The organism is Pseudonocardia sp. MH-G8 (genome assembly GCF_002262885.1).
Classification (GTDB): Bacteria; Actinomycetota; Actinomycetes; order Mycobacteriales; family Pseudonocardiaceae; genus Pseudonocardia.
This window is the reverse complement of sequence record NZ_NKYF01000001.1, coordinates 1,530,468-1,557,449: the sequence shown is the minus strand read 5'-3', so window position 1 is coordinate 1,557,449 and position 26,982 is coordinate 1,530,468. Positions and strand designations below refer to the sequence as shown.

The following is a 26,982-nucleotide window of genomic DNA, read 5'->3' as shown; positions in this document are numbered from 1 at the left end:
GTGTCGCACCGCGAAGCGCTGGGCAACTGCTTCATCGCGTTCCACTTCCGGGAGGCGGCCGCGAACCTGTTGACCATCGACGAGATCGACCCCACCGGCAAGATCCCCGAGTTCAAGTTCTGCGCGGTACAGGTCGAACCGATCGGAGTGCGGGCATGACCGCCGCGAAGGTGCCCGGCGTCGAGGCCCGGGCGGGGAAGTTCCCCGGGCCGAGCCTCATCCCCGAGCTGAACGCCATCCAGGCCCGCCTGGGCTGGCTGCCCCGCGAGGAACTGGTGACGCTCGCCCGCGAGATGCGCCGCCCGCTCTACGAGATCGAAGGGCTCGTCTCCTTCTACCCGCACTTCCGCACGGACCCGCCCCAGAAGGTCGCTGTGCACGGCTGCCACGACCTGACGTGCTGGCTCGCCGGCGCCGATGCGCGGCTGGACGCGCTGCGCGCGCGTCTCGAGGACGAACCGGACGTCGAGTTCCACGAGGTTTCCTGCCTGGGTCGCTGCGACAGCGCACCTGCCGTGGCCGTCAACGAGCACCCGGCCCCGCTCGAGGACACCGATGCGCTGGTGGCCGCGGCCCGCGCCGACACGCTGGGCCACGCGGCCCCGACCCCGTCCGGGCGGACGCAGCCGTGGCCCAACGACCCCTACGCGCCGGGAGAGCAGCGCTACCGCGTGCTGCGCTCGGTGCTCGCGGGCGAGCGCGGCCCGGCCGATGTGATCGCCGCCGTGAACGATTCCGGCCTGCGGGGCATGGGTGGTGCCGGCTTCCCGACGGGCCGCAAGTGGCAGCTGGTCGCCGACCAGCCGGCCGGCCTCAAGTACGCCATCTGCAACGCCGACGAGTCCGAGCCCGGCACGTTCAAGGACCGGCAGATCCTCGCCGACGAGCCGCACCTGGTGCTGGAGGGCCTGCTGCTCGGCATGGTCTGCACCGGCGCGGAACAGGGCTACGTGTTCATCCGCCACGAGTACGGGCCGGAGGAGCACGTGCTGCGGGCCGAGATCGACGCGCTGCGCGCGGCGGGCCTGCTCGGCACCGACGTCCTCGGCAGTGGCCGCACCCTGCACCTGGACATCTTCACCTCGCCGGGCGGCTACATCCTCGGCGAGGAGTCCGCGCTGATCGAGGCGATGGAGGGCCACCGCGGCGAGCCGCGCAACAAGCCCCCGTTCCCCGGCATCCACGGCCTGTGGGGCCGCCCCACGCTGATGAACTCCGTCGAGACCTTCGCCGACGTGCCCGTCATCGTCGAGCGCGGTGCGCAGTGGTGGCGCGACCAGGGCGTCGGCGAATCGGTGGGATGGAAGTTCTTCGCGGTGTCCGGGCACGTCGAACGGCCTGCCGTCTACTGCGTGCCGATGGGCACCACGGCTCGGGCGCTCCTGGAGGAGGCGGGCGGCATGGCTGGTGGCGCGGCGCTGCAGGCGATCCAGCCGGGCGGCGCGTCGTCGAACTTCCTCGGCCCCGACCAGCTCGACGTGCCGCTCGACTTCGGCACGCTCGCCGACGCCGGCTCCATGCTCGGATCGGGCGCGCTGGTCGCGATCGCGGAGGGCGCCGACCTGCTCGCCGCAGCCACCAATGTGCTGCGCTTCTTCCGCAACGAGTCCTGCGGCAAGTGCGTGCCCTGCCGGGTCGGCTCGACGAAGGCGCACACCCTGCTCACCGACGCCATCGGCGACGGTGGCCTCGACCACGCGGGGCGCGAGCGCGTCCTCGAGCTCGAGCTCGTGATGCGCAAGACCTCGATCTGCGGGCTGGGCCAGGTGGCCCTCGGGCCGGTCGTCAGCGTGCTGGGGATGCAGCGCGGGGCCACGACGGTCCGGCAGCACCCGAAGAACGACGACCCGGAGGTCGACGACAAGGTCAGCCGCAACGGGCAGAGCTGACCCCGAGCCTCCCTCCGCCCCGCCCACACCGCGACTCGCGCAGTGCACTGACTGCGCGAGTCGCGGTGCGTTCGGCTCTGCGTCGTGCATGCACCTCCGCGAGTCGCGGTGTACCTGTGAAGGTGTCGCGCCGGGCTGGCGTGCCGCTCTCGCCGGATCTCGCGGTCGCCCCCCGGCCGCGAGTTGCGCTGTGGCGCGCGCATGTCGCGCCATGCGAGAGAGTGGCCGAGAGCCGGGCCCGTGCCGCCGGCGGGGCCGTGCGCTGCCAGAGACACCGCGCAGAGAAGGTGCAGCCCCGACTCGCGGGTGTCAGGCCCCGACTCGCGGGGAGGGGGGCGCGACGTGTGTGCGCCGGGATCACGAATTGCGGGAAAGGGGTGCGCCCCCCTGCGCGAGTCGCGGAGGGGGGCGCACGTGTCGGGCTGTGGTGGTGCTCCGGCCCGGCTGTCAGCTGTTGGACGCCGGGCGGGAGCTGGGCTCGGGCAGGTCGTCGTCGGTCACCGTGTTGGCCGCGTCGCGGCGGGACTTCGCCAGGCTGGCCACCGTCGTGATGGCCAGGGTGCCGACGATGACGCCGAGCGAGACGAGGATCGGCACCTCCGGCGCCCAGGCGACGCCGTGGTGGTGGGCCGCCTCGAGGATCAGCTTCGCGCCGATGAACGCGAGGATGAACGCGAGGCCCTTGCTCAGGTACACCAGCCGGTCCAGCAGTCCGCCGATCAGGAAGAACAGCTGGCGCAACCCCATCAGCGCGAACGCGTTCGCGGTGAACACCAGGTAGGGCTCCTGGGTCAGGCCGAAGATGGCCGGGATCGAGTCGAGCGCGAACAGCAGGTCGGTGGTGCCGATCGCGACCATCACGATGAGCATCGGCGTGACGAGCCGGCGGCCGTCGACGTGCGTGGTCATCCGCGCGCCGTCGTACTGCTCGGTGGAGGGCACCATCCGCCGGACGAGGCGCAGTGCGCGGTTCTCCTGGAAGTCCTCGTCCTCGTCACCGTGGCTGATCAGCTTCCACGCCGTGTAGATGAGGAACGCGCCGAACAGGTAGAACATCCAGTCGAACCGGGTGATCGCCTCCGCGCCGAGCGCGATGAAGATGCCGCGCAGCACGAGCGCGAGGACGATGCCGATCAGTAGCACCTTCTGGCGGTACTGCCGGGGAACCGCGAACCTGCTCATGATCAGTACGAAGATGAACAGGTTGTCCACCGAGAGCGAGTACTCGGTGATCCAGCCGGCGAAGAACTCGCCCCCGTACTGCGGCCCGGTCACCATGGTCACGCCCAGCCCGAACAGGATGGCGAGCGCGACGTAGATGCAGACCCAGATCGTCGACTCGCGCATGGACGGATCGCGCGGATTTCGAGCTACCAGATAGAAGTCGAACGCGAGAACGGCGATGAATGCGCCGATCGTCACGAACCAGGCCCAGATCGGAATGCTCATCTCTCTCCAGAGGAAGGGACGCCTTGGCGCAGCCGGCGTCTGTCCGGTTCAACGAGCGGCGCGGCGGAGAACCTCCGCCGCGCCGATCGTCACGAGGACCGTTTGGCCCTCACCTTGGTGGTGCCACCTGGGGGACCCACCCGCCCGGGGGCATGCCCCGCCTGGCGGCGGGCACGTCTCTGCTCCCTGAGGTTCCACATTTGTTCGGCGTAGGCGATGTAGCGGGCGTACACCCGCTCGGCGTAGGGATTGTGGTCCTTGATCTGAGCCAGCCAGCTGGGGATGATCCGCTCGTAGAGCCAGATGAAGCCGATCGCAAAGCCCATGCTGACCAACGCTTGGTACAGCAGAAATGTGACGACGTCATCGGGCGGGGTGGCAGGACCACCCAGCACGACGGGTGTCATCGTCTCGTGCCACAGCCGGGAGAGCGGGAAGCCCACCAGCCACAGCACCGCCGCAGGCGCGAACATGCCGGGCTTGGCATATCCGAGCCCGGTGAGCACGCCGTAGCAGCCGCCGACGATGGCGAGTGGTACGGCGAGCATCACGGCACCGGTGAGCGCCCAGCCGAGGGGTTGGCCGACGATGCCGGCCAACACCCCGAGCACGGCGCCCGCGATCACGCCGATCACGGCGCCGGGGGCGCCGATCTCGGCGAGCTGACGTGCGATCCGGATGTTCATGTCAGTCCGGGAGGGCGCCGAAGACGGCCAGGCTGTAGAACAATGCGCCCAGGTAGAACACCGCGCCGAAGCCGATGATGGCGTTGGTCCACCATTTCGGACGGATCGGCTTGGGCAACATCCTGTTGTTCACCAGCAGGAGCACGATGCAGTACGCACCCATGGCGAACGCGGACAGGAACGCGAGGACGTCCAGGATGGCCTCGGGGCCGTCGGCCGGGCCGCCCCACAGGATGATGATCCCGAAGGCGATCACGAACCACAGGAAGTACCCGTACAGGCGGGACATGCCGAACTTCCGCAAGGACGGGATGAAGGTGAAGGCCATGTCCGACTGCCCGCGGGCGAACGAGTCGAACAGACCCAGCGTGGCATTCAGGCCGATCAGCGCGATGAACAGGAGGAACACCGTGCCGAGCACCGGAAGGCCGACCGAGCCGAAGGAGTCCGCCATCGCCATCAGGGCAGCTTCACGCTCGCCGTTGCGCAGTTCGTCGACGACGTTCGGGTTCTGTCGCGCTGCCGCTTGGGCGAGCACGGTGAACGAGATCGTGACGAGCATCGTGATGCCCCAGAAGAGCAGGATGGCGTCGAACGTGACCCACCTGCGCCAGCCCTTCCACTTCGCCATCTCTTCCGGATCGTCGGTGTCGAACATGAAGCCGGTGGCGGAGCGCTCCTCCTCCACCCCTGCCCGGGCGAGACCGCGCACCTTCGGCACGTGCGCGCCCATGCCGGCGCCGCTCTCCCGCAGGTGCAGCGTGTACCACATCTGCTGCATACCCGAAGGGCCCGCGAACGCGATCGAACCGACGATGATCGGGAACCACTCGGCGGTGTGCGCCTCGGCCGGGATGAAGCCGAACGCGAACATTCCCGCGATCGTGGTGCTCAGATCGCTCCAGTCGCCGACCAGCGAGGCGATGATCGCCGTCCCGACCACGAGGAAGCCGATCAGGAGCCCGAGGATCTTCTCCACGAGGTCGTAGATCACCTTGGCGAGCGTGAACAGCGTGCCGACCAGCAGCATGCCGATGGTCGCGGTCACCTGCCACGGCACACCGGTGGCCTGTTCGAACGCGCTCGCGCCGGCCGAGAGGTGACCCGGCCAGACGTAGATGAGGATCGCGATCGTGAAGAAGAACCACATGATCGGTTTGAAGACGCGCGCCGCGCCGGTGAAGATGGACTCACCGGTCGCCATGGCATAACGCGCCATCTCCAGCAGGACGAATGCCTGCAGCGTGACACCGATCAGGAACAGCCACCGGATCTCGGGCCCGAACAGCAGCACGAGTCGTGGCCACATGTAGGACTCGCCCATACCCACGCCGAGCGCGACGAGGAATACCGTCGGCCCGAGGAGGTGGATGGAGGGTGGTGCATCCGGAAGTTTCCGGATGGGCATCGGGGCCAGGCCACCGGCGTGCCATACGCGCGTGTCGGTGGCAGTCGGATCACCCGATACGGCGTCGGGTTCTCTTGAAGTCGTCACTGCTGGGACCTCTCCATTGGGATCTCCTGAGTGGGGTCTACCCGCCCGACCCTGCCTTTCCGCGCCTTCCTCCTCGTGCGGAACACGTGACGAATCGGCTGCCCGCAGGCCCGGCCGGGTCCCTGGCGGGTGGGCGAATTCTCCAGGGATTACCGGCCGGGCCTGCCTCTCCGATACCCGATGCGCCGTTCGGCACCGGGCCGAGCCGGCTTCAGTGCCGGCCCCAGCTCTCCATCTCCTCAGACGAGACCGGCACCACGGGCCCAGCGGTACTTCGCCCCGAGAACGGCCACCGGCTTCTCCGTCGTGTAGGGGTACGCGACGATCCCGTGCTGGTAGAGGTAGTCACTCGCCTCCTCCACCTCCGTGTCGCCCGCGAGGGACGCCACGACCGGCTTCTCGATCCCCTTCTCCCGTGCTTCGGCCACCACGCGCGCGGTGAGCTCGGCGAAGACCATCGGTGGGGTCACAATGGTGTGCCAGTAGCCGAGGATCAAGGCGTGGATGCGATCGTCCTCGAGACCCAGCCGGATCGTTGCCTCGTAGGTCGACGGCGGCTCGCCACCGGTGATGTCGATCGGGTTGCCCGAGGCGCCGAAGGGTGGGATGAACGCCTTGAAGGCCTCGTCGAGGTCCTGCGGGATCTCCATGAGGGAGAGCCCGTTCTCGACGACCGCGTCGGAGAGCAGCACACCCGAGCCACCGGCCCCGGTGATGATGACGACGTTCTCGCCCTTCGGCGTGGGCAGCACGGGGATGCCGCGGGCGAACTCCAGCATGTCGTTGAGCGAGTAGGCCCTGACCACACCCGACTGCTTGAGGATGTCGTCGTAGACCTTGTCGTCGCCGGCGAGCGCGCCGGTGTGCGAGCTGGCGGCCTTCGCGCCCAGCGCCGTGCGGCCGGCCTTGAGCACGACTACCGGCTTCTTCTTCGTGATCTTCTGGGCTGCCGAGACGAACGTCCGGCCGTCCTTCAGGTCCTCGAGGTGCATCGCGACGATGTTGGTGTCCGGGTCCTCACCGAAGTAGGTGAGCAGGTCGTCCTCGTCGAGGTCGGACTTGTTGCCCAGCCCGACGATCGCGGAGACGCCCATCTTGGAGCTGCGGCTGAACCCGAGGATCGCCATGCCGATGCCGCCGCTCTGCGAGGTGAGTGCGACACCGCCCTTGACGTCGTAGGGCGTGCAGAACGTCGCGCACAGGTTCTGCGGTGTGTAGTAGTAGCCGTAGATGTTCGGCCCGAGCAGCCGCACGCCGAGCTCGCGACCGATCGCGACGATCTCGTCCTGCAGCTCGACGTTGCCCGTCTCGGCGAATCCGGACGGGATCAGCACCGCGGCGGGCACGTTCTTCTCGCCCACCTCGCGCAGCGCCTGCGGCACGAACTTGGCCGGCACCGCGAACACCGCGACGTCGATGTCGCCGGGCACGTCGCCGATGCTCTTGTAGGCCTTCTTGCCGAGGATCTCGTCGGCCTTCGGGTTGATGGGGTAGATCTCGCCGGCGTAGCCACCGTTGATGAGGTTCTTCATCACGGAGTTGCCGATCTTGCCGGCCTGGTCCGACGCACCGATGACGGCGACCGCGTTCGGCCGCATCATGCGGTTCATCGTCGCGAGGATCTCCTCCTCGCTGTAGCGCACCGGCTCGACGGGCTCCTCGGCCGACAGCACGATCCGGACGTCCGCCGCCGAGGCGCCCTCGGGCGTGGCGAACACCGGGTTGAGGTCGAACTCGCTGATCCGGGGGAAGTCGGTCACCAGGTCCGAGAGCCGCTTGATGATGTCGGCGAGCGCGTCGGCGTCCGCGGGCTCCGCACCCCGGGCGCCCTTCAGGACCTCGGCGGCCTTGATGCCGTCCAGCATCGAGTGCGCGGTCGGCGTGTCCACCGGGGCGAGGCGGAACGTGACGTCCTTCAGCACCTCGACCAGCACGCCGCCGAGGCCGAACACGATCACCTTGCCGAACGTCGGGTCCGTGGTGGCCCCGATGATCACCTCGTGCCCGCCGGTGAGCATCTGCTGCACCTGGATGCCGTCGATCGTCGCGCCGGCGTCGTAGGCCTTCGCGTTCGCCACGATCTCGTCGAACGCGGCGCGCACGGCCTCGTCGCCGGAGACCCCGACCTTGACGCCGCCGGCCTCCGTCTTGTGCAGGATGTCCGGCGACACGATCTTCATGACGACCCGCCCGCCCAGCTCGGCGGCCAGCCGGACGGCGTCGTCGGCGGTGCTGGCGAGGCCTTCACCCGGCGTCGGGATGCCGTAGGCCTGGCAGACGCTGCGGCCCTCGGGAGCGGTGAGCGACTCCCGGCCCTCGGCCAGCGCCTTGTCGAGGACCTCGCGTACGGCGTCCTTGTCGTAGCCCATCCTCAGATCACTCCGTTCGTCTTGAGCTCGGCGAAGCGCTGCGGGTCGACGCCCAGCTCGCGCACGTACACGTCCTCGTTGTGCTGGCCGAGCAGCGGTGAGGTCTCGACCTTCACCGGGGAGTCCGACAGCTTGATCGGGCAGCCGACGGTCTTGAAGGCGCCGCGCTCGGGGTGGTCGACCGTGACGACCATGTTGTTGTCCGCGAGCGACGCGTCCTCGATGAGTTCCTTGGTGGACAGGATCGGGCCGCACGGCACGTTGTGGGCGTTGAGCTCGGCGAGGGCGTCCCACTTCGAGAGGCGGGAGGTCCACTCCTCGATGAGCTGGAACATCTTGTCGAGCTTGGGCAGCCGGGCGGCGGGCGTGCTCCACTCCGGGTCGTCGGCGAGCTCGGGCCGGCCGATCAGGTTGGCGATCGGTGCCCAACCCGGCGGCTGCACGATGACGTAGATCCAGTCGTTCGGGCCGCCGGGTGCGCACTTCACGGCCCAGCCGGGCTGGCCGCCGCCCGAGGCGTTGCCCGAGCGCGGCACCTCGTCGGTGAACTGCTCGTTCGGGTACTCGGCGAGCGGCCCGTGGGTGAGGCGCTGCTGGTCACGCAGCTTGACCCGGCAGAGGTTGAGCACGGCGTGCTGCATCGCCACAGTCACCCGCTGGCCGCGGCCGGTGGTGCCCCGCTGCACGAGCGCGGCCAGGATGCCGGCGACCACGTGCATGCCGGTGCCGGAGTCGCCGATCTGCGCCCCGGTGGCCACCGGCGGACCGTCCTCGAACCCGGTGGTGCTCATCGAGCCGCCCATCGCCTGGGCGACCACCTCGTAGGCCTTGTAATGGGTGTAGGGGCCTTCACCGAAGCCCTTGATGGACGCGTAGACCAGCCGCGGGTTGAGCTCCTGGAGTCGGTCCCACGTGAATCCCATGCGGTCCACGGCGCCGGGCCCGAAGTTCTCCACGAGCACGTCGGACTTCTTGACCATGTCGATGAAGAGCTGCTTGCCTTCCTCGCTCTTCATGTTCAGCGTGATGCTGCGTTTGTTGCAGTTCAGCATCGTGAAGTACAGGCTGTCGGCGTCCGGGACGTCTCGCAGCTGCTGGCGGGTGATGTCGCCGGTCGGTGCCTCGAGCTTCACCACGTCGGCGCCGAGCCAGGCCAGGATCTGGGTGGCCGAGGGACCCGACTGGACGTGGGTCATGTCGAGGATGCGGATGCCATCCAGAGCACTCATCTGTCTGCCCCGATCACTTGTCCGTAATGGTTCTTTTGTCCGTTGTGACCCGCTCGTCCGGGGGCCGCGGGCGGTGTCTCGCCGACCCCGTTCCGTGCCGCGCATCCGGGGATCGTCTGCGTCATCGCGAAGGCATCTCCTCGTCGTCGCCGTCCGCGCAACCCGACGGCCTGCCCATACTGCATACGGTATGGCTGTCTTGGTACTCCACGCCTCCCTCGTTGTCCAGAGGCGACTTGCGCTTGACCGGCTCGCTCCATACTGCATACTGGATGCACAAACCGAGGACGGGAGCCCGACGTGAAGGTTGCTGTGCTGGGGGCGGGAGCGATCGGTGCGTATGTGGGGGCGAGCCTCAGTCGAGCGGGTGCCGAAGTGCACCTGGTCGCCCGTGGGCCGCACCTGCAGGCACTGCGCGAACACGGGGTGCGCGTGCGCAGCCCGCGAGGCGACTTCGCGGCCCGTCCGAACGCGACCGACGACCCGGCGCAGATCGGGCCGGTCGACCACGTCTTCCTGGGGTTCAAGGCCAACGCCTACGCCGCGGCCGGCCCGATGGTCGCCCCGCTCCTGCACGAACGCACCACGATCATCGCCGCCCAGAACGGCATCCCCTGGTGGTACTTCCACCGCCTGGCCGGCCCGTACGAGGGGCACCGCGTCGAGAGCGTCGACCCCGGAGGCGCCGTCACGGCGGCACTACCGTTGGACCGCGCGGTGGGCTGCGTGGTCTACGCGGCCACCGAGATCGAGGCACCCGGCGTCGTGCGGCACCTCGAGGGCACCCGGTTCTCCATCGGCGAGCCCGGCGGCAGCGTCACGTCACGGTGTACCGAGTTCGCCGACGCGATGGTGGAGGGCGGGCTCAAGTGCCCGGTCGAGCCCGATGTCCGGTCCGACATCTGGATCAAGCTGATGGGCAACATCGCGTTCAACCCGCTCAGCGCGCTCACCCGGGCGACGATGGCCGGCATCTGCCGCCACGCCGGCACCAGGGCGCTCGTCGCGCAGATGATGGAGGAGACCCTCGACGTGGCCCGCCGCGTCGGCTGCCACCCCGAGATCTCCGTGGAGAAGCGGCTCGCCGGCGCCGAGCGCACCGGCGAGCACAAGACGTCCACGCTGCAGGACCTGGAACGCGGCCGCCCGATGGAGCTCGACGTGCTCCTGACCGCCGTCGTGGAGCTGGCCGATCTCACCGGCGCCGAGGTGCCCACCCTCCGCGCCATCACAGCGGTGGCGGACCTGCTCAACCAGCAGGTGACCGCGGCGTCCTGACGCCGCCGCACCGCGCGAGATCGTTCCGGGATCCAGCTCGCCGCCCTGCGCAGGGCGCTCGGCTCGATCTCGGAACGATCGATCGTGCGAGATCCAGCTCTGCGGCCCCGAACGTTCACCGGGACATGCCGCGCTTGGTTCGCGATCCGCCGGCGCACTGCTTCTCGCCGGCCCAACCCTTCGGCGCCGTCGCAACCCGTCGATGGGGGGTGCGCGGCGCGAATCAGGGCGCGACCGGTTTGCGAGCACTGCTCGGCCCCGCGTCCCGCCGTTGCTCCTCCCCGTGGCCCTGCCTCGTAGGCCGGGTTGCGGTGGGCGCGCCGTTCCCGGCTCGTGACTTCCTGCCTCACCCCGCACCAGGGCCTCACGCGCAGTCGGTCCGGCGCCGAGCCCGTCCTCCGCGCCGAGGGTGGCCGGGTTGGGTACGACCCACGAATATCGTGGTCGTCCGGGCGGCCGTTCCCGGCGCTGGCCCAGGCCTGTTCCGGAGGAGCCCGTCGCGGCCGGGTGCCCGCGCGACTGGCTGTGGTGCCGTTCCGGAAACCCCGACAACGGCCTTGATCAGCGAACCAGGGACATGAGCCGCACCGGGAGCGTGTTGCCGAATTTGGGGTTCGCGGCCGCGCGATGGTGATCGCTGCGAGAAGTACCTGACGTCGCCGCGACAGCACCCACGCACTGCTCGCACCGATCACTCGGCCCTGATCGCTCCGACACGTACGCCACCGTCGCAGCACCCGCGCCCAGGTGCTGATCAGATCGATCACCGCGGACCGCGCCCGACCGGCATCGACGTAGCGCCCGCGGTGCGGGCCTGACCGGTTCGGCAACAGACTCCCGGTGCACCGCCTGTCCCGATCCCGCCGATCACGAGAGGTGCACACGCCTCCGACCCGCGCCGATGATCACCGGTAGGGGGTGGACCGGGGCCACCGCAAGGTGGGCGAGCACGCAGCAGGGCGGTCTCGTCCCGGACGGGCCTGGGCCCGCGTCGGGGACGGCCGTCCACCCAGCCCCGTTATTCGGTAGTGGTGCCAACCCGGCCGACTGCGCCGAGGGCCTGGGCGGGGTGTGGGGCAGTGGCTGCGAGCCGGGGACGGCGCGCCCACAGGAGTTTTCATGACCATGTAGACGTGAGAGGGGTTGGGTCTTTCCTGGATACCTCTCAGGTCTATCTGATCGTGAGGAAGGCGGCCATGAGCGAGCCATCCATGATCAGGTCGACCGTGCCGCTGCTCCAGGGCTCCTGGACGACCGAGGCGTCTCCCTGACCGTGGAAACGCTCCCCACCACCAGCACGACGCCCGCCGTCACGACAAGCCCGGCGGTCGAAGAGCGAATCCCGGGTGAACGGAACACCAGAGCCCTCCGGCCATGATCGAAGAGCGCTGGTGTTCCGTTCACCCGCAGAACCGGAGCTGGAACAGCTTCCGCGCAACCCGGGAAGCGGTCGCCTCGGCTCAGAGGGGGTTTCGGCTCAGTCGGCCAGGGGGACCAGGTCCGGGGCCGGCTCGAACTCGGTGATCGCGTTGAGGGACGGGCCCATGGCCGCGTTGGCCTCGCGCTCGACCATCACCTCGACGAGCACGGGCAGCTGCTGGGCCTCGGACTCCAGCGCGGCCCAGGACAGGGCGTCGGCGATGTCGCCGGGCTGCTCCACGCGCCGGGCCGGGCAGCCGAAGGCCTCCATGAGCTTCACGTGGTCGATGCCGCCCTCGCCGTAGTGCAGGTCGACGGCGTAGTTCATGTCGTAGCCGAGCTCGGCCTGCCGGATCAGCCCCAGGTACTCGTTGTTCACCATCACGATGACGAACGGGATCTTGTACTGCGCCGCGACGGCGATCTCCTCCATGAGGAACTGGAAGGAGTAGTCCCCGACGACGGCCACCACCGGCTTGTCCGGGTACGCGCACTTGACGCCGATGGCGGCGGGCACCTCCCAGCCGAGCGGCCCGGCCTGCCCGCACACCAGGTAGTGGCGGGGGCGGAACGTCTGCTGGAACTGTCCGGACCAGATCTGGTACAGCCCGATCGCCGTGACGAACGTGGTGTCCGGGCCGAACGCCTGGTTGAGCTCCCGGTAGACGCGCGGCGGCTTGATCGGGACGTCGTCGAAATCGTCGCGGCGCAGCAGGGTGCCGCGCAGCTGCGCGACGCGCTCCACCCAGCGGCCGGGCGCGTGCTGCGGCGAGGCGCGCCGGGCGTGCTCGGCCAGCGCCGCGAGCGTGGGCTTGGCGTGCCCGACGATGCCCAGGTCCGGCTCGAACACCTTGCCGATCTGCGTGGGCTCGATGTCGACGTGCACGAACCTGCGGCCCTGCCGGTAGGTCTCCAGGTCTCCGGTGTGCCGGTCGCCGAACCGGGCGCCGACGGCGAGCACGAGGTCGCTCTCCAGGAACGCCGCGTTGCCCCAGCGGGTCTGCGTCTGGATGCCGGCCATGCCGGCGAACAGCGGGTGGTCCTCGGGGAACGCGCCCTTGCCCATCAGCGTGACCTGCACCGGCACCTGTAGGTGCTCGGCGAGCTGGCGCAGCTCGTCGCACGCCTCCGCGCCGATCACGCCGCCACCGGCGAGGATGATCGGCCGCTCGGCGTCCAGCAGCATCCGCACGGCCTCGGCCACCGGCTGCGCCCGCGGTGCCGGGACGTCGACGGGCAGCGGCGCGTCGAGGGCCGCGTCGTAGAAGCAGGTGCCGCGCTGCACGTCGACGGGGAGGTCGATGAGCACGGGGCCGGGACGCCCCGAGCGGGCGATCCGGAAGGCCTCGCGGAACACCCACGGCGCCTGCGCGGGCTCCTTGAGCTGCACCGCCCACTTCGTGACGGGCTTGGCGATCTCCACGATGTCGACGGCCTGGAAGGCCTCCTGGTGCAGCTTCGCCCGCGGCGCCTGCCCGGTGATGCAGATCATCGGGATGGAGTCGGCGAGCGCCGTGTACAACCCGGTGATCATGTTCGTGCCGGCAGGGCCGGAGGTCCCGATGGACACTCCGACCTTGCCGGTAGCTCGCGACCACCCGTCGGCGGCGTGCGTGCCGCCCTCCTCGTGGCGCACGGTGAGGTGGCGGATGCCGCTCTTCTGCAGCGCGGCGTAGAGCGGCAGGATCGCGGCGCCCGGGATGCCGAAGACGGTGTCGACGCCCTCCGACTCGAGCACCGCCGCAACGGCTTCCATACAGGGGATCCGGGTCATGAGGCAACCTTTCCCGAGACGGTCTCCAGCACCTTGAGCAGCGCAGAGTGGTCGAGCGAGCCGTGGCCCTGTGCGCGGGCCGCGGCGATCAGCTGGGCGGTGAGGCCGGTCATCGGCAGCGCGACGCCGGCCTCGCGGGCCGCGGCGAGCGCGATGCCCATGTCCTTGTGGTGCAGGTCGATCCGGAAGCCGGGCGCGAACTGCCGGGCCACCATCGACTCCCGCTTGAGCTCGAGGATCCGGCTGCCGGCGAGCCCGCCAGCGAGCACGTCGAGGCCGGGTCCCGGTTCGACGCCGGACGCCTCCAGCAGCACGATCGCCTCGGCCACCAGCGCGTAGATGCCGCCGACGACGAGCTGGTTGGCGGCCTTCACCGTCTGGCCGGCCCCGCTCGGGCCGACGTGCACGATCGTCTTCCCGAGCACCTCGAGGAGCGGTCGCGCCGCCTCGAAGGCCTCGGCCTCGCCGCCCACCATGATCGAGAGGACGGCGTCGACCGCGCCCTTCTCCCCGCCGCTCACCGGCGCGTCGAGCGCCCGCACGCCACGGGCGGCGGCCGCGGCCGCCACGGTCACGGACGTGTCGGGCCGGATCGTGCTCATGTCGATCAGCAGCAGGCCCGGCTCCGCGTGCTCCAGCACCCCGCCCTGCCCGAGGACGACCTGCTCGACGTGCGGCGAGTCCGGGAGCATCGTGATGACGACGTCGGCCGCGCTCGCCGCCGCCACCGAGTCGACGGCCTTGCCGCCCGCGGCCACGAGCCGGTCCGCGGCGGCGGCCTGCATGTCGTGGCCGAGGACGGTGTGGCCGGCCGCGAGCAGGTTGGCGGCCATCGGGCCGCCCATGATCCCCAGCCCGATGAACCCGATCGTGCTCACACGCCCTCCTCGACGCTCGCGGAACGCAGATGGCGCGGGAGCCAGTCGAAGCTGGCCGCGCTGGGTCCGACCGGCTTGTACTCGAGCCCGACGTGGCCGTCGTAGCCGCTCGCGGCGAGCCGCTCGAGCACGCCCGCCCAGTCGAGCTCGCCGGTGCCCGGCTGGCCCCGCCCGGGTGGGTCGGCGATCTGGACGTGCCCGAAGCGGTCGGAGCGCAGCTCCACCAGCCGCTCGACCGGCTCGCCCATCCGCGCGAGGTGGTAGAGGTCGGCCAGGAAGGCGATGTTGGGCGCGCCGTGCACGACCTTGAGGTAGTCGATCAGGTCCAGCACCTTCTGCGACGACGTGAGCGGGTAGCGCGGGCTCTCGAAGCTGTTGAGCGCCTCGAGGACGACGGTCGCGCCGACCCGCTCGGCCGCCGCCGCCGCGAACACGAGGTTCTCGGTGGCGAGCTCGCGCTGCTCGGGCACGCTCACCTCCGGGTCGCGGTTGCCGTACAGCGCGTTGAGGGTCGTGCAGCCCAACGAGGCGGCGAACCCCACGGCGACGTCGACGTTCGCGCGGAACCGCGCGCTGCCCGACGGGCGCGAGAGCAACCCTCGCTCGCCCGCCGCCATGTCCCCGGCGTCGAAGTTGAGCCCGACCAGCCGCGTGCCGGCGTCGGTGAGGGCGGTGCGCAGCGCGTCCAGCTCGCGGTCGGCGGGCACCGGCTCGGGGAAGGGCCACCACAGCTCGACGGCGTCGAAGCCGGCGGCGGCCGCGGCGGCCGGGCGCTGCAGCAGGGGCAGCTCGGTGAACAGGATGGACAGGTTGACGTCGAAGCGCAGTGGTCGCGCGGTCACGCCGGCGCTCCGATCTCCTGGTGTGCGGCGAGGAGCTCGCGCATCAGCGCCGCGGTCTCGCTGGGGGTCTTTCCGACCTTGACGCCCGCGGCTTCCAGGGCGTCCTTCTTGGCCTGCGCCGTGCCGGCGGAGCCGGACACGATCGCCCCGGCGTGGCCCATGGTCTTGCCCTCCGGGGCGGTGAACCCGGCCACGTACCCGACCACGGGCTTGGTCACGTTGGCCTTGATGTAGTCCGCGGCGCGTTCCTCGGCGTCGCCGCCGATCTCGCCGATCATCACGATCGCCTTCGTGTCCGGGTCGGCCTCGAACGCGGCGAGGGCGTCGATGTGGGTGGTGCCGATGACCGGGTCCCCGCCGATGCCGATCGCGGAGGAGAAACCGTGCTCGCGCAGCTCGTACATCATCTGGTAGGTCAGCGTGCCGGACTTGGACACCAGCCCGATCGGGCCGGCACCGGCGATGTCGGCCGGGATGATCCCGGCGTTCGACTTCCCGGGCGAGATGATGCCGGGGCAGTTCGGGCCGATGATCCGCGTCCGGTTCCCGGTGGCGCAGGCGTGCGCCCACACCCGGGCCGAGTCGTGCACCGGGATGCCCTCGGTGATCACGACCGCCAGACCGACGCCCGCGTCGATCGCCTCGACCGCGGCGTCGGCGGCGAACCGCGGCGGTACGAACAGCACGCTCACGTCGGTGCCGGTCTCGGCCATCGCCTCGGCGACGGTGCCGAAGACCGTCAGGTCGCGGCCGCCGATCGCGACGGTCGTGCCGGCCTTGCGGGCGTTGACGCCGCCGACCACGGTCGTGCCCGCGGCGAGCATCTTCGCGGTGTGCTTGGTGGCCTCGCTCCCGGTGATGCCCTGGACGAGGACGCGGCTGTGCTCGTGAAGGAAGATCGACATGGTCAGGCTCCCGCCGCTGCGTCGTGGCTCCCGGCGCCGGCCGAGGCGAGCGACGCGGCCCGGTCCGCCGCGTCGTCCATGGTGGACACCTGGGTGACCAGGGGGTGGTTCGCCTCGTCGAGGATCCGGCGGCCCTCCACGACGTTGTTGCCGTCCAGGCGCACCACGAGCGGCTTGGTGGCCGCGTCACCGAGGATCTTCAAGGCCTCGACGATGCCGTTGGCCACCGCGTCGCAGGAGGTGATGCCGCCGAAGACGTTGACGAACACGCTCTTCACGGCCGGGTCGCCGAGGATGACGTCCAGCCCGGCGGCCATGACCTCGGCGGAGGCGCCGCCGCCGATGTCGAGGAAGTTGGCGGGCTTCACGCCGCCGTGCTTCTCGCCGGCGTAGGCGACGACGTCCAGGGTGCTCATGACCAGACCGGCACCGTTGCCGATGATGCCGACCTCGCCGTCGAGCTTGACGTAGTTGAGGTCCTTGGCCTTGGCCTTGGCCTCGAGGGGGTCCTCGGTGCGCTCGTCCACCAGGTCGGCGTGGCCGGGGTGGCGGAAGGCGGCGTTCTCGTCGAGGGTGACCTTGCCGTCCAGTGCGACGATCTCGCCATTCCCGGTGCGGACCAGCGGGTTGACCTCGACGAGGGTGGCGTCCTCGGCCACGAACGCGTCCCACAGCTTCGTGATCACCTTGGCGGCCCGCTCGCCGACCTCCGTGGGCAGTGTGGCGGCGATCCGTGCGGCCGTGGCGGCGTCGACGCCCGTGAGCGGGTCGATCGGCACCTTCACGAGCGCGTCGGGGCGCTCGACGGCCAGCTGCTCGATCTCGACGCCGCCCTCGGCCGAGCACATCGCCAGGAACGTGCGGTTCGACCGGTCCAGCAGGAACGAGAGGTAGTACTCCTCTGCGATGTCGCTGGCCTCGGTCACCAGCACGCGGTGCACGGTGTGTCCCTTGATGTCCATCCCGAGGATCGCGTCCGCCGTGGCCTGCGCCTCCTCGGGGGAGCGCGCGAGCTTGACCCCGCCCGCCTTCCCCCGTCCGCCGGTCTTCACCTGCGCCTTGATGACGACGGCGGTGCCGAGCTCGCGTGCGCGGTCTGCGGCGTCGGCGGCCGTGTCGGCCACCGCGCCGCGGGGGACCGGGACGCCGTGGGCGTCGAACACGTCTCTCGCCTGGTGCTCGTAGAGGTCCACTCTGCGGTCTCCCGTCCGGCTGGCTCCGAGGATGGTCGACTGTATGCAGTATGGAGAAAGTTGTCCAGGTCCCTTGTGTCCGTGGTCACGTCGGCGCACTATCGGCATACAGTATGGAGGGAGTGGTCATGGCGAAGCCGGAGTCGGTGGTTCGGGAGATCCGCGACAACCACGGCCGCAGCTACCGCGTGGGGGAGTCCCCGGAAGAGCTCATCGGGCGTCCCCGGTCGAGCGTCCTGTGGCAGGCGTGGACGCCCATGGCGGCGGTCGGCGTGCTGCAGTACGGGTACGGGGCCGCGGTGCCGGCGCTGATGGAGCGCAACGGCTGGAGCCTCGTCGGGGCGATCTGGTTGCTGGCCGCGTGGACGGTGTTCCAGGCGGGGGTCGGGCTCCCTGCGGCCTACCTGCGGGAGCGGCACCGGATCGGGCCGCGCCCGGTCATCCTCACCGGTGCCGTGCTCAGCGCGCTCGGGCTGGTCGCGCTCGCGCACAGCACCGATCTGCTCGGCGCCCTGCTGGGATACGCGGTGCTCGGCGGTACGGGCGCCGGCCTGGTCTACGCGGCGTGCACCTCGACGGTGGCGAAGTGGTACCCGGAGCGGATGGGGCGCCGCGTCAGCACGCTCACCGGAGCCTTCGCCTACGGCTCCGTGCCGTTCATCCTCGCCGCGGTGGTCGGGCTGGGAGCCGCCAACCTGACGCCTGTGCTCGACGTCGCCGCGGTCGTGCTGCTCGTGCTGGTGGCCGGGCCCGGCCTCCTGTTCCGCGACCCGCCCGCGCGGTGGTGGCCGGCCGAGGTCGACCCGCGTGCCTGGGCGCTGGGCAGCGCCACCAACCCCGGGCGGCGGCAGAACCCGCCCGCCATCCGTGACTTCTCACCCGTGCAGGCGCTGCGCACGCGGGTGCTGCCGGTGATGTACCTGATCCTGCTCGGGGCGGGTGCCGTCTCGCTGTTCAACGCCGCGTTCGTGGTGGTCTTCGCCGGCGGCGTCGCGACGAGCGTCGGCGCGGTGGCCCTCGCGGCCGGCCTGTTCGCCGGCATCAACGGCGCCGGCAGGGCGGCCTCGGTGGGCCTGTCCGACCGGCTCGGCCGCTGCCGCACGCTGAACGCGGTGCTCGTCGTGCAGGGCGTGGGGCAGCTGCTCTTCGCGCTCTCCGCGACCACCGGCTCGACGGGCGCGCTGGTCGTCGGCGCGGTGCTGGCCGGCATCGGCGGGGGCGGCTTCTACCCGCTGTTCGCCAGCTTGGCCCGCGAGTACTTCGGGGAGCAGAGCGCGCTCGAGGTGCACGGCCTGGTCTACAGCGCCAAGGCCGTGGGCGGCGTGCTCGGCATCGGGCTCGCGGCCCTGGCGGTGACGACCTGGGGCTGGGGCGCGACGTTCGCGGGTGCGGCCGTCGTGTCGCTGGCCTCGGCGTGGGCGACGGGCGCGCTGCGCAGGCCCGGCCTCCCGAGCACGCTGCCGCTGCCCCGGATCCCGGAGCAGTCGTCGGGCTACGCGGTCTGAACATGCAACAGCCCCCGGGTTCACCGAACCCGGGGGCTGTTGCGCGGGGCGTCAGGCCGTCGAGTAGGGACGGTCCTCGGTGCTCGCCGGACGCGCCGGCGCAGCGGGGCGCATGGCCTCGGCACCGCGGGCCCGCTGGGCCCGCATGGCGGCGTCCAGGCCGAGGCCGATCGAGCGACCGTCGGCCGAGGAGCCGCGCGGGAGGTCCGCGAGGGACCGGATGAAGTTGCGCAGCGTACGCATTCTTGTCACCTCCGTGATGATGGGTTCCCGCTCCGGGCTCCGGCATGCGGATCGGACACGGGGCGGCGCGCAGCAACGGGCGCCGGGTGGACGTGCGAGTCCCGCAGCGGTGCGGGGTGTGGTGTCCCTCGGGCGTCGTCTTCGACGAGAGGGCTCATCCCGTGTCGTGCGCGACGACGTGTCCGGGAGTGGCGGGCAGCGCGAGTGGCGGGCGCGGTGCGCCCGCCACGTCAGTGAACGCGCCCGCGCAGAGCGGGGGCCGACCCGTCGGCGTCGTCGCGCTGCTCGAGGTACGAGCGGCGGGTGTGCTCGGTGTGCGCCGCCATCACCTTCGCCGCCTCCTCCGCGTCGCCGGCGGCGATCGCGTCGATGAGGGCGGCGTGCTCGATCCAGGACTGCTTGCCGCGGTGGCGGGCCACCGGGGTGTAGTACCAGCGGACGCGGCGGTCGACCTGGGCGGCGAGCTCGACGAGCACGTCGTTGCCCGACATCTTCATCACCGCGGCGTGCAGCTCGGCGTTGAGCGCCACCATCGTGGCGACGTCCTCGGAGCCCAGCGCCGCGTGGCCGCGATCGCACAGCTCGCGGAGCCGGGACACGCCGTCGGCGTCGGCACAGGTGGCGGCCAGCCGGGCGGACTCGGTCTCGAGCAGGCTGCGTACCGCGAGCAGCTGATCGGCTTCCTCTACGGTGGGCGTGTGGACGAACGCGCCCAGCCCGGGACGCAGGTCGACCCAACCGTCGTTCTTCAGCCACTGCAGGGCCTCGCGCACCGGCTGCCGGGACACGCCCAGCATGACGGCGAGCTCGCTCTCCACGAGGTGCTGGCCCGGCTCCAGGCTGCGGCTGACGATCATGTCCAGGATCGCGGTGTAGACGCTCTCGCGCAGCGGGACGGGCCGGGCGATGCGGCGGCTGCCGGGCTCGGTGGGCGTCTCGGACACTGACATCGCTGCTCCTGGGTGGACGGTGGGTCGGCCTGGCCTCTTCTGGAGGCGCGGATTCCCGGTCGACTGCTTACAGCATACAAAGTGCTGACCTCCCCGTGGGGGTGAAGCTGCTCACCCGGGACGGATCCGGTCAAAACGCTCAGTGCGCACCGGTCGGGCTCCGTCCCGGCCGCCGGGGCATCCTGGAACCGTGGTGGACGGAGACCTGCCGGTGCGGCGCGCGCTGGTGCTGCCGGGACGGGAGCTGCGCTGGCGCTTCTCCCGCGCGTCCGGACCGGGCGGGCAGGGCGTGAACACCACCGACTCCCGCGTGGAGCTCTCGTTCGACCTGCAGCGCTCACCCTCGGTGCCCGAGCCGCTGCGCGACCGCGCACTGCGCCGCCTCGGCGGCCGGCTGGTCGACGGCGTGCTCACCGTCGTTGCCGCCGAGCAGCGCAGCCAGCTGCGAAACCGGGAGACCGCCCGTGAGCGGCTCGCCGCGCTCCTCCGCGAGGCCACGCAGGCGGACCCGCCCGCGCGACGCGCCACCCGACCCACCGCGGGGTCCAAGCGCAGGCGCCTCGACGCGAAGACGCGCCGTGGTGCCACCAAACGGCTGCGCGGGCGCCCCGACGAATGAGTGCGCCGGAGCCGATCACGGGTTAGGGTGCCGCCTGGTGTGCCGGGAAGTCTGGTCGGCGACGTCATCGCCGTGCCCGCACGAACCCGGAGCTGCCCGTGCAAGAACGTCGCCCCGCCACCCCCATCAGTGAGTTCGCGCGCTACCTGCGCACCGAGACCGTCGGCGGGGTGGTGCTCCTCGCGGCCACCGCGGTCGCGCTGGTGTGGGCGAACTCACCGTGGTCGCCCTTCTACGAAGCGATGCGGCACACGGTGGTCGGCCCGGCGGCGCTGCACCTGGACCTCACCCTCGCCCACTGGGCGACGGACGGCCTGCTGGCCATGTTCTTCTTCACCGTCGGCCTCGAGCTCAAGCGCGAGCTGGTGATCGGCGAGCTGTCGACGAAGAGCCAGGCGATGCTCCCGGTGGCGGCCGCGCTGGGCGGGATGATCGTCCCCGCGGGCCTGGCGCTGCTGGTCGGGCAGGGCGCGCCGGGGATGGACCAGGCGTGGGCGATCCCGGTGGCCACCGACATCGCCTTCGCGCTCGGCGTGCTCGCGGTGGCCGGGTCGGCCTTGCCGGTGACGGCCCGGGTGTTCCTGCTCGGACTCGCGGTCGCGGACGACCTCGGCGGCATCCTGGTGATCGCGGTGCTGTTCAGCGACGGCCTGCACGTGCTGTGGATGGGCGCCGTCGTGCTCGCGGCGCTCACCTACTGGTGGCTGCAGCGCCGGCGCGTGCGCGCGTGGTGGATCTACGTGCCGCTCGGGCTGTTCATCTGGTTCGCGATGCACGAGGCCGGGGTGCACGCCACGATCTCCGGGGTGCTGCTGGGCCTGCTCACCCGCGTCCGGCCCGACCCCGACGAGGAGTACGCACCCGCGCTGCGGCTGGAGCACCGCCTGCAGCCGTGGTCGGCGGGGCTGTGCGTGCCGGTGTTCGCGCTCTTCGCGGCCGGCGTGCCGCTGGGACCGGAGGCGCTGGGGTCGGTGTTCACCGAGCCGGTGGCGCTCGGCGTGATCGTCGGGCTGCTCGTCGGCAAGATCATCGGGATCTTCGGCTCGTGCTGGCTGGTCATCCGGTTCACCCCGGCGTCCCGACCGCGCGGGTTGAACTGGCGCGACCTCGCCGCCGTGTCGATGCTCGGCGGGGTCGGGTTCACCGTCAGCCTCCTGATCGCCGAACTGTCGTTGGAAGACCAGGGGGAGGACCTGCTCGACACGGTGAAGGCCGGTGTCCTGATCGCCTCGGCCGCCGCGTCGCTGATCGGCGCCGCGCTGCTGGTCCGGCGGGGGCGGGTGCGCGCGCGGGAGAACGGCGACGTCGAGGACGGGCCGGCGCCCGCGGGCTGACGCGCCGATTCCGGCGCGGCGCGCCGGGCTCCTCCAACGGGCATCGAGCAGGTGGTCGTGGAAGGATGGCGCGGCGATCAACGACCGGAGATCTTTGAGCAGGAGGACCGCGGTGGCCAGCCCGACCAGCTCCAGCGGTGCGGACGTGCCGCCCGTCCTGCCGTCCATCCCGCTCGCGCCCGAGCCGGCACGCCCGGAGGAGCAGTCGATCGGCGGCATCGTCCGCGAGGCCACCGCCCACGTCTCCACCCTGGTGCGGGCCGAGGTCGAGTTGGCCCGTGCCGAGGTCACCGCCGAGGTGAAGAAGGGGCTGCAGGGCAGCATCTACTTCCTCGTCGCGCTGACGATCCTGCTGTTCAGCCTGTTCTTCGCGTTCCTGGCGCTCGGTGAGGTGCTCGACATCTGGCTGCCGCGCTCGGCGGCGTTCGGCATCGTCTTCGGGATCATGCTGCTCGCGGCCGCGTTGTTCGGCCTGCTCGGCTACCTGCGGGTGCGCCGGATCCGCAAGCCGGAGCGCACGATCTCCTCGCTCAAGGAGTCCGCGCAGCTGCTGTCGCACCGGGGCCACGACGGGAACGGGCAGGGCAGCGCGCCCGAGCTGGGGTCCCGGCAGGACGTCGGCAGCCGCTGACAGCGGTGCGCCGGGCGGGTACTGACGCGTCCGCGCTCCGGCTGCCCGGTCCATGGACGCACCGCGGGGTGTCCGCCAACGGGATCCGCCTGCAGGTCGCCGAGTGCGACGGCGGCGGGCCGCTCGTCGTCCTGGTGCACGGCTTCCCGGAGTTCTGGTGGTCGTGGCGCCACCAGCTCCCGGCGCTCGCCGATCGCGGCTACCGGGTGGTGGCCGTCGACCTGCGCGGCTACGGCGGCTCCGACAAGCCGCCCCGCGGCTACGACCTGTGGACGCTCGCCGGTGACGTCGCCGGGCTGATCCGGGCGCTCGGCGAGCCGCGCGCCCACCTCGTCGGGCACGACTGGGGCGGCCTCATCGCCTGGACGGTGACCGCGCTGCACCCCCGGCTGGTGCTCTCCCTCACCGCGGTGGCCGCGCCGCACCCGCTGGCCGTGCGTGCCGAGATCGTGCGCCACCCGGGCGGGCAGGGCCGGGCGACGGCGCGCTACGCCGCGGCCTTCCAGCTCCCGCGCTGGCCCGAACGGTCGCTGCGGCGTGACCGCGGCGCCCGGGTCGAGCGGATCCTGCGCGGCTGGTCGGGCCCCGACTGGCCGGCATCCGACGATTTCACCGAGGCCGCAGGTCACTACCGGAGAGCGATCCGGGTGACCGGCACCGTCCACAGCGCGCTCGAGTACTACCGCTGGGCGCTGCGCTCGCAGTTCCGGATCGAGGGACACCGGTTCGCCGCTGCGGTCGCCCGGCCCCCGGCGGTCCCGGTGCGGCAGGTGCACGGCGCGCTCGACCCCTGCCTGCTGGTCTCGACGGCGGCGGCGTCGGCGCCGTGGGCGGGCCCGGACCACCGCCTGCACGTCCTGCCCGCAACCGGGCACTTCCCGCACGAGGAACGCCCGGAGGCGACGACCGCGCTGCTCGTCCCGTGAGGCGGCATCTACGATTCCGTGACGTGCGAGTTCTTGTCGTGGGGTCCGGTGCTCGAGAGCACGCCATCGTCCTCGCCCTGGCGCAGGACCCCGATGTCACGGCGCTGGCCTGCGCGCCGGGCAACGCGGGAACCGCCGCGGTGGCCGAACAGCTCGGGCTCGACGCGGTCGATCCCGCGGCGGTGGCGGCCCTGGCGCTCGACTGGCCCGCCGACCTCGTGGTGATCGGCGCCGAGGTGCCGCTGGTCGCGGGCGCGGCCGACGCCGTCCGGGCCGCCGGCATCGCCTGCTTCGGGCCGAGCGCCGCCGCCGCGCGGATCGAGGGGTCGAAGAGCTTCGCGAAGGACGTGATGGTCGCCGCCGGCGTCAACACGGCCACGTCGCTCGTCGTCGACAACCCGGCGCACCTGGATGCCGGGCTCGCGCGCTTCGCGCCGCCCTACGTCGTGAAGGACGACGGGCTCGCCGCCGGCAAGGGCGTGGTGGTGAGCTCCGACCTCGATGTCGCGAGGGCGCACGCCAGCACGCTGCTCGACGGCGGTCACCCGGTTCTGCTGGAGTCCTACCTCGACGGCCCCGAGGTCTCCCTCTTCTGCTTCGTCGACGGCGAGACCGTCGTCCCGCTCCTGCCGGCGCAGGACTTCAAGCGCGTGGGCGACGACGACTCCGGGCCGAACACCGGCGGGATGGGGGCCTACGCGCCGCTGCCGTGGGCATCACCGGCCCTTGCGGACGAGTTGGTGCAGACCGTCGTGGCGCCGGTCGCCGCGGAGCTCGTCCGGCGGGAGACGCCCTTCCGCGGGCTGCTGTACGCCGGACTGGTGCTGACGTCCGCGGGCCCCGCGGTGATCGAGTTCAACTGCCGCTTCGGGGACCCGGAGACCCAGGTGGTGCTGGCGCTGCTGCGCAGCCCGCTCGCCTCCCTGCTGTACGCCACGGCAACGGGCGAGCTGGCGGGCGAGCCGGCTCTGCACTGGGCCGACGGCGCCGCGGTGACGGTCGTCGTCGCGGCCGAGGGCTACCCCGGCCCGCCGCGCGTGGGTGACGTGATCACCGGCGCCGAGGGCGAGGGCGTGCTGCACGCGGGCACCCGCAGGCGCGACGACGGAGCGGTGGTCTCGACGGGTGGCCGCGTGCTGTCGGTCCTGGGTACCGGCGCCGACCTCGTCGAGGCCCGGCAGGAGGCCTACCAGCGCCTGGAGCGCGTCCACCTCGCCGGATCGCACCACCGCACCGACATCGCGCTGCGGGCCGCTCAGGGCGAGATCGCTGTACCCGCCCCTTCGTGAAATCAGTGTCGCCCGATCAGGTGACATTCGTGATCGCCTGCGGTAGCCTCCCCGCCGTGAAGCGCAAGCTCATTGCCCCGTTCGTGGTTCGGGGCTCTGTTCCACCGTCGCCGTCAGCGACTTGCGTCCGAACGGGTGGAACGCCAGGGTCTGCGCACCTGGAGTGATCGCGGTCGTCGTCGCTCCCCACGACGGTTCCCCACTGTGATCACACCGGGTCCAAGTTCGCTCCCCGACACAACTTGAGGACTCGCATGACGAAGAACGCACGGCCTCGACACGCAGCCCCGAGCCGCGCGTCGAAGATCGCCGGGCGCGCCGCGATCGGCGTCCTTGGAGCGCCGATCGCGATGTTCGCCGTCGCCGGGCCGGCCGCCGCGGCCGGTGCGGACGTGGAAGCCGCCGACGATGACACCGGCACGGACCTCGGGTTGTCCGTGGCCGAGGCCGTCCTGCCGGGGCTCGACACGCTCGGAGTCGGCCAGCTCCCGCTCGACGCGGTGACCCCCGGTGGCCTGCCCACCGACGGTGTGCCGTTCACGGGAGTCGGTCTCGACCTGTTCGAGGTGGGCCAGGGTGTGCCGGAGCTGCCGGGCGCCGACGTCCTCCCGCTGGTCGGCGACCTGCCGTCGCTGCCCGCCCCCGGGGCGCTGCCGAGCGCCACCTCACTCACCGCGCTGCCCGTCATCGGTGCGCTGCCGCAGTTGCCGGTGGTCGAGGACCTCGCGCAGACCGCGGAGGAGGACGAGGGCACCGCGGTCAAGGCCGACACGCTGAGGGTCCTGCCCGCTGTTCTCGAAGAGCTCGACCTGAACGATCTGCCGTCGGAGCTGGAGGACCTCGACCTCGACGACCTCCCCGCCGACCTGCAGACCGTCCAGCTGGGCGACCTCGCATCCGTGCTCGAGGACCTCGACCTGGACGACGTCCCGTCCGCGCTGGAGGACCTCGACCTGGACGAGCTCCCGGCCGCCCTGGAGAACGTCGAGCTGCAGCGGATCCCGGCGGTCCTGGAGAACGTCGAGCTGGGCGAGGCGCTCGCGGACCTCGATCTGGAGAACCTCGACGTCGACGAGCTGCCGGCCGCGCTCGAGGACCTCGACATCGACGAGCTGCCGGTCGCGCTCGAGGACCTGGACGTCGACGGCCTCACCGACCTGGACGTCGTCCACACGGTCTCCGACCTGGTCGGCGACGAGGGCCTGGGGCTCGACCTGCCCCTGGGCCTCTCGGGCGAGGACCGTTCCGCCGGCCTGGTCACCAGCCTGCTGGGTGCCGGTTCGGATCGCGACTCCGACGAGGACTCCGACGACGACGAGCGCCGCTCCGGTGGCCTGCTCACCGGCCTGCTGGGTGGCGGTTCGGATCGCGACTCCGACGAGGACTCCGACGACGACGAGCGCCGCTCCGGTGGCCTGCTCACCGGCCTGCTGGGTGGCGGCTCGGACGAGGACTCCGACGAGGATTCCGACGACGAGCGCCGTTCGAGCGGCCTGCTGGGTGGGCTGCTGGGTGGCGGTTCGGAGCGCGGCTCCGACGCCGACGAGGACTCGGACGAGGACTCCGATGAGGACTCCGGCGACGAGCGCCGTTCGAGCGGCCTGCTGGGTGGGCTGCTCGGTGGCGGTTCGGACCGCGGCTCGGACCGCACCGAGTCGGTGTCCGACGAGGACGACTCGGACAAGGGTTCCGACGAGGACTCGGACGAGGACTCCGACTCCGATGAGGATTCCGGCGACGAGCGCCGTTCGAGCGGCCTGCTGGGTGGCCTGCTGGGCGGCGGTTCGGACCGCGGGTCGGACCGTGACGAGTCGTCGTCCGACGAGTCGGACTCGGACGACTCGGGCAAGGACTCCGACAAGGACTCCGACTCGGACGAGGACTCCGGCAAGGACTCCGACTCCGACTCCGACAAGGACTCCGACTCGGACAAGGACTCGGATTCCGACGAGGACTCGGACGAGGACTCCGGCAAGGACTCGGACTCCGACTCCGACAGCGGCGGCGACCGCTTCTCGGCCACCGATCTGGTTGCGGGCATTCTCTGACGCGTCCGGCACTGCACGTCTGCGAACCGGC

The 26,982-nt window shown here is 71.3% G+C and carries 21 protein-coding genes; 9 read left to right on the top strand and 12 right to left on the bottom strand.

Annotated elements, in window-relative coordinates; translation table 11 throughout:
• Positions 1 to 155 precede the first annotated feature (155 nt).
• Positions 156 to 1,889 (top strand): NAD(P)H-dependent oxidoreductase subunit E, encoded by a 1,734-nt coding sequence (locus tag CFP66_RS07315; RefSeq protein WP_094921273.1) that lies wholly within the window; start codon positions 156 to 158, stop codon positions 1,887 to 1,889.
• 447 nt (positions 1,890 to 2,336) lie between these two features.
• On the opposite strand, the gene CFP66_RS07310 is transcribed toward CFP66_RS07315, so the two are convergent.
• The 5 genes from CFP66_RS07310 to frc all read right to left on the bottom strand — a co-directional run bounded on the left by CFP66_RS07310 (position 2,337) and on the right by frc (position 9,117).
• Positions 2,337 to 3,338, bottom strand: coding sequence for a TerC family protein (locus tag CFP66_RS07310; protein ID WP_094921271.1), 1,002 nt, complete (start codon positions 3,336 to 3,338; stop codon positions 2,337 to 2,339).
• A gap of 89 nt (positions 3,339 to 3,427) precedes the next feature.
• On the bottom strand, positions 3,428 to 4,024 hold the full coding sequence (locus tag CFP66_RS07305) for a hypothetical protein (protein ID WP_198961264.1): 597 nt from the start codon (positions 4,022 to 4,024) through the stop codon (positions 3,428 to 3,430).
• Position 4,025: 1 nt separating this feature from the next.
• On the bottom strand, positions 4,026 to 5,432 hold the full coding sequence (locus CFP66_RS07300) for an Nramp family divalent metal transporter (RefSeq protein ID WP_094921270.1): 1,407 nt from the start codon (positions 5,430 to 5,432) through the stop codon (positions 4,026 to 4,028).
• Between the two features lie 326 nt (positions 5,433 to 5,758).
• Complete coding sequence (locus CFP66_RS07295) at positions 5,759 to 7,888, bottom strand: acetate--CoA ligase family protein (RefSeq protein WP_094921268.1); 2,130 nt, start codon at positions 7,886 to 7,888, stop codon at positions 5,759 to 5,761.
• Between the two features lie 2 nt (positions 7,889 to 7,890).
• Positions 7,891 to 9,117: a formyl-CoA transferase gene (frc, locus tag CFP66_RS07290; protein ID WP_094921267.1), complete on the bottom strand. Its 1,227-nt coding sequence runs from the start codon at positions 9,115 to 9,117 to the stop codon at positions 7,891 to 7,893.
• A 300-nt stretch (positions 9,118 to 9,417) separates the two neighbouring features.
• Here frc and CFP66_RS07285 point away from each other — a divergent pair, with 300 nt between their 5' ends.
• Positions 9,418 to 10,395 carry a 2-dehydropantoate 2-reductase gene (locus tag CFP66_RS07285; RefSeq protein ID WP_094921265.1) on the top strand — a complete coding sequence of 326 codons (978 nt, stop codon included), beginning with the start codon at positions 9,418 to 9,420 and terminating at the stop codon, positions 10,393 to 10,395.
• A gap of 1,477 nt (positions 10,396 to 11,872) precedes the next feature.
• On the opposite strand, the gene gcl is transcribed toward CFP66_RS07285, so the two are convergent.
• The 5 genes from gcl to sucC are packed head-to-tail and all read right to left on the bottom strand — an operon-like array spanning position 11,873 to position 17,406.
• Positions 11,873 to 13,588, bottom strand: a complete 1,716-nt coding sequence (gene gcl, locus CFP66_RS07280) for a glyoxylate carboligase (protein WP_094921263.1) — start codon at positions 13,586 to 13,588, stop codon at positions 11,873 to 11,875.
• Entirely contained in the window at positions 13,585 to 14,466 is an 882-nt protein-coding gene (locus tag CFP66_RS07275; RefSeq protein ID WP_094921262.1) for a 2-hydroxy-3-oxopropionate reductase, read from the bottom strand. Before CFP66_RS07275 ends, gcl begins: the two co-directional genes overlap by 4 nt.
• A complete protein-coding gene (locus tag CFP66_RS07270; protein ID WP_094921260.1) occupies positions 14,463 to 15,308 on the bottom strand; it encodes a hydroxypyruvate isomerase family protein in 846 nt (281 codons plus the stop codon). Before CFP66_RS07270 ends, CFP66_RS07275 begins: the two co-directional genes overlap by 4 nt.
• Positions 15,305 to 16,213 carry a succinate--CoA ligase subunit alpha gene (sucD, locus tag CFP66_RS07265; RefSeq protein ID WP_094921259.1) on the bottom strand — a complete coding sequence of 303 codons (909 nt, stop codon included), beginning with the start codon at positions 16,211 to 16,213 and terminating at the stop codon, positions 15,305 to 15,307. The genes CFP66_RS07270 and sucD overlap by 4 nt, the downstream gene beginning before the upstream one ends.
• Before the next feature lie 2 nt (positions 16,214 to 16,215).
• Positions 16,216 to 17,406 (bottom strand): ADP-forming succinate--CoA ligase subunit beta, encoded by a 1,191-nt coding sequence (gene sucC, locus CFP66_RS07260; RefSeq protein ID WP_094921257.1) that lies wholly within the window; start codon positions 17,404 to 17,406, stop codon positions 16,216 to 16,218.
• A 128-nt stretch (positions 17,407 to 17,534) separates the two neighbouring features.
• Between sucC and CFP66_RS07255 the strand changes: the two genes are divergently transcribed.
• The gene (locus tag CFP66_RS07255) at positions 17,535 to 18,911 is read left to right on the top strand and encodes an OFA family MFS transporter (protein WP_158228042.1); all 1,377 of its coding nucleotides are present in this window, start codon (positions 17,535 to 17,537) and stop codon (positions 18,909 to 18,911) included.
• A 51-nt stretch (positions 18,912 to 18,962) separates the two neighbouring features.
• On the opposite strand, the gene CFP66_RS07250 is transcribed toward CFP66_RS07255, so the two are convergent.
• Together CFP66_RS07250 and CFP66_RS07245 are read right to left on the bottom strand one after the other, a co-directional pair.
• A complete protein-coding gene (locus tag CFP66_RS07250) occupies positions 18,963 to 19,154 on the bottom strand; it encodes a hypothetical protein (protein WP_094921254.1) in 192 nt (63 codons plus the stop codon).
• A 230-nt stretch (positions 19,155 to 19,384) separates the two neighbouring features.
• Positions 19,385 to 20,104 (bottom strand): GntR family transcriptional regulator, encoded by a 720-nt coding sequence (locus CFP66_RS07245; RefSeq protein WP_094921253.1) that lies wholly within the window; start codon positions 20,102 to 20,104, stop codon positions 19,385 to 19,387.
• Positions 20,105 to 20,297: 193 nt separating this feature from the next.
• Between CFP66_RS07245 and arfB the strand changes: the two genes are divergently transcribed.
• The 6 genes from arfB (at position 20,298) to CFP66_RS50145 (ending at position 26,951) form a co-directional block, all read left to right on the top strand.
• Entirely contained in the window at positions 20,298 to 20,723 is a 426-nt protein-coding gene (arfB, locus tag CFP66_RS07240) for an alternative ribosome rescue aminoacyl-tRNA hydrolase ArfB (RefSeq protein ID WP_094921251.1), read from the top strand.
• A gap of 98 nt (positions 20,724 to 20,821) precedes the next feature.
• On the top strand, positions 20,822 to 22,057 hold the full coding sequence (nhaA, locus tag CFP66_RS07235; RefSeq protein WP_094921250.1) for a Na+/H+ antiporter NhaA: 1,236 nt from the start codon (positions 20,822 to 20,824) through the stop codon (positions 22,055 to 22,057).
• A gap of 112 nt (positions 22,058 to 22,169) precedes the next feature.
• A complete protein-coding gene (locus tag CFP66_RS07230) occupies positions 22,170 to 22,688 on the top strand; it encodes a phage holin family protein (RefSeq protein ID WP_094921248.1) in 519 nt (172 codons plus the stop codon).
• A gap of 68 nt (positions 22,689 to 22,756) precedes the next feature.
• The gene (locus CFP66_RS07225) at positions 22,757 to 23,614 is read left to right on the top strand and encodes an alpha/beta fold hydrolase (protein WP_233159191.1); all 858 of its coding nucleotides are present in this window, start codon (positions 22,757 to 22,759) and stop codon (positions 23,612 to 23,614) included.
• A gap of 23 nt (positions 23,615 to 23,637) precedes the next feature.
• Positions 23,638 to 24,903 (top strand): phosphoribosylamine--glycine ligase, encoded by a 1,266-nt coding sequence (gene purD, locus CFP66_RS07220; RefSeq protein WP_094921245.1) that lies wholly within the window; start codon positions 23,638 to 23,640, stop codon positions 24,901 to 24,903.
• 254 nt (positions 24,904 to 25,157) lie between these two features.
• Positions 25,158 to 26,951, top strand: a complete 1,794-nt coding sequence (locus CFP66_RS50145; RefSeq protein WP_094921243.1) for a hypothetical protein — start codon at positions 25,158 to 25,160, stop codon at positions 26,949 to 26,951.
• Positions 26,952 to 26,982 lie beyond the last annotated feature (31 nt).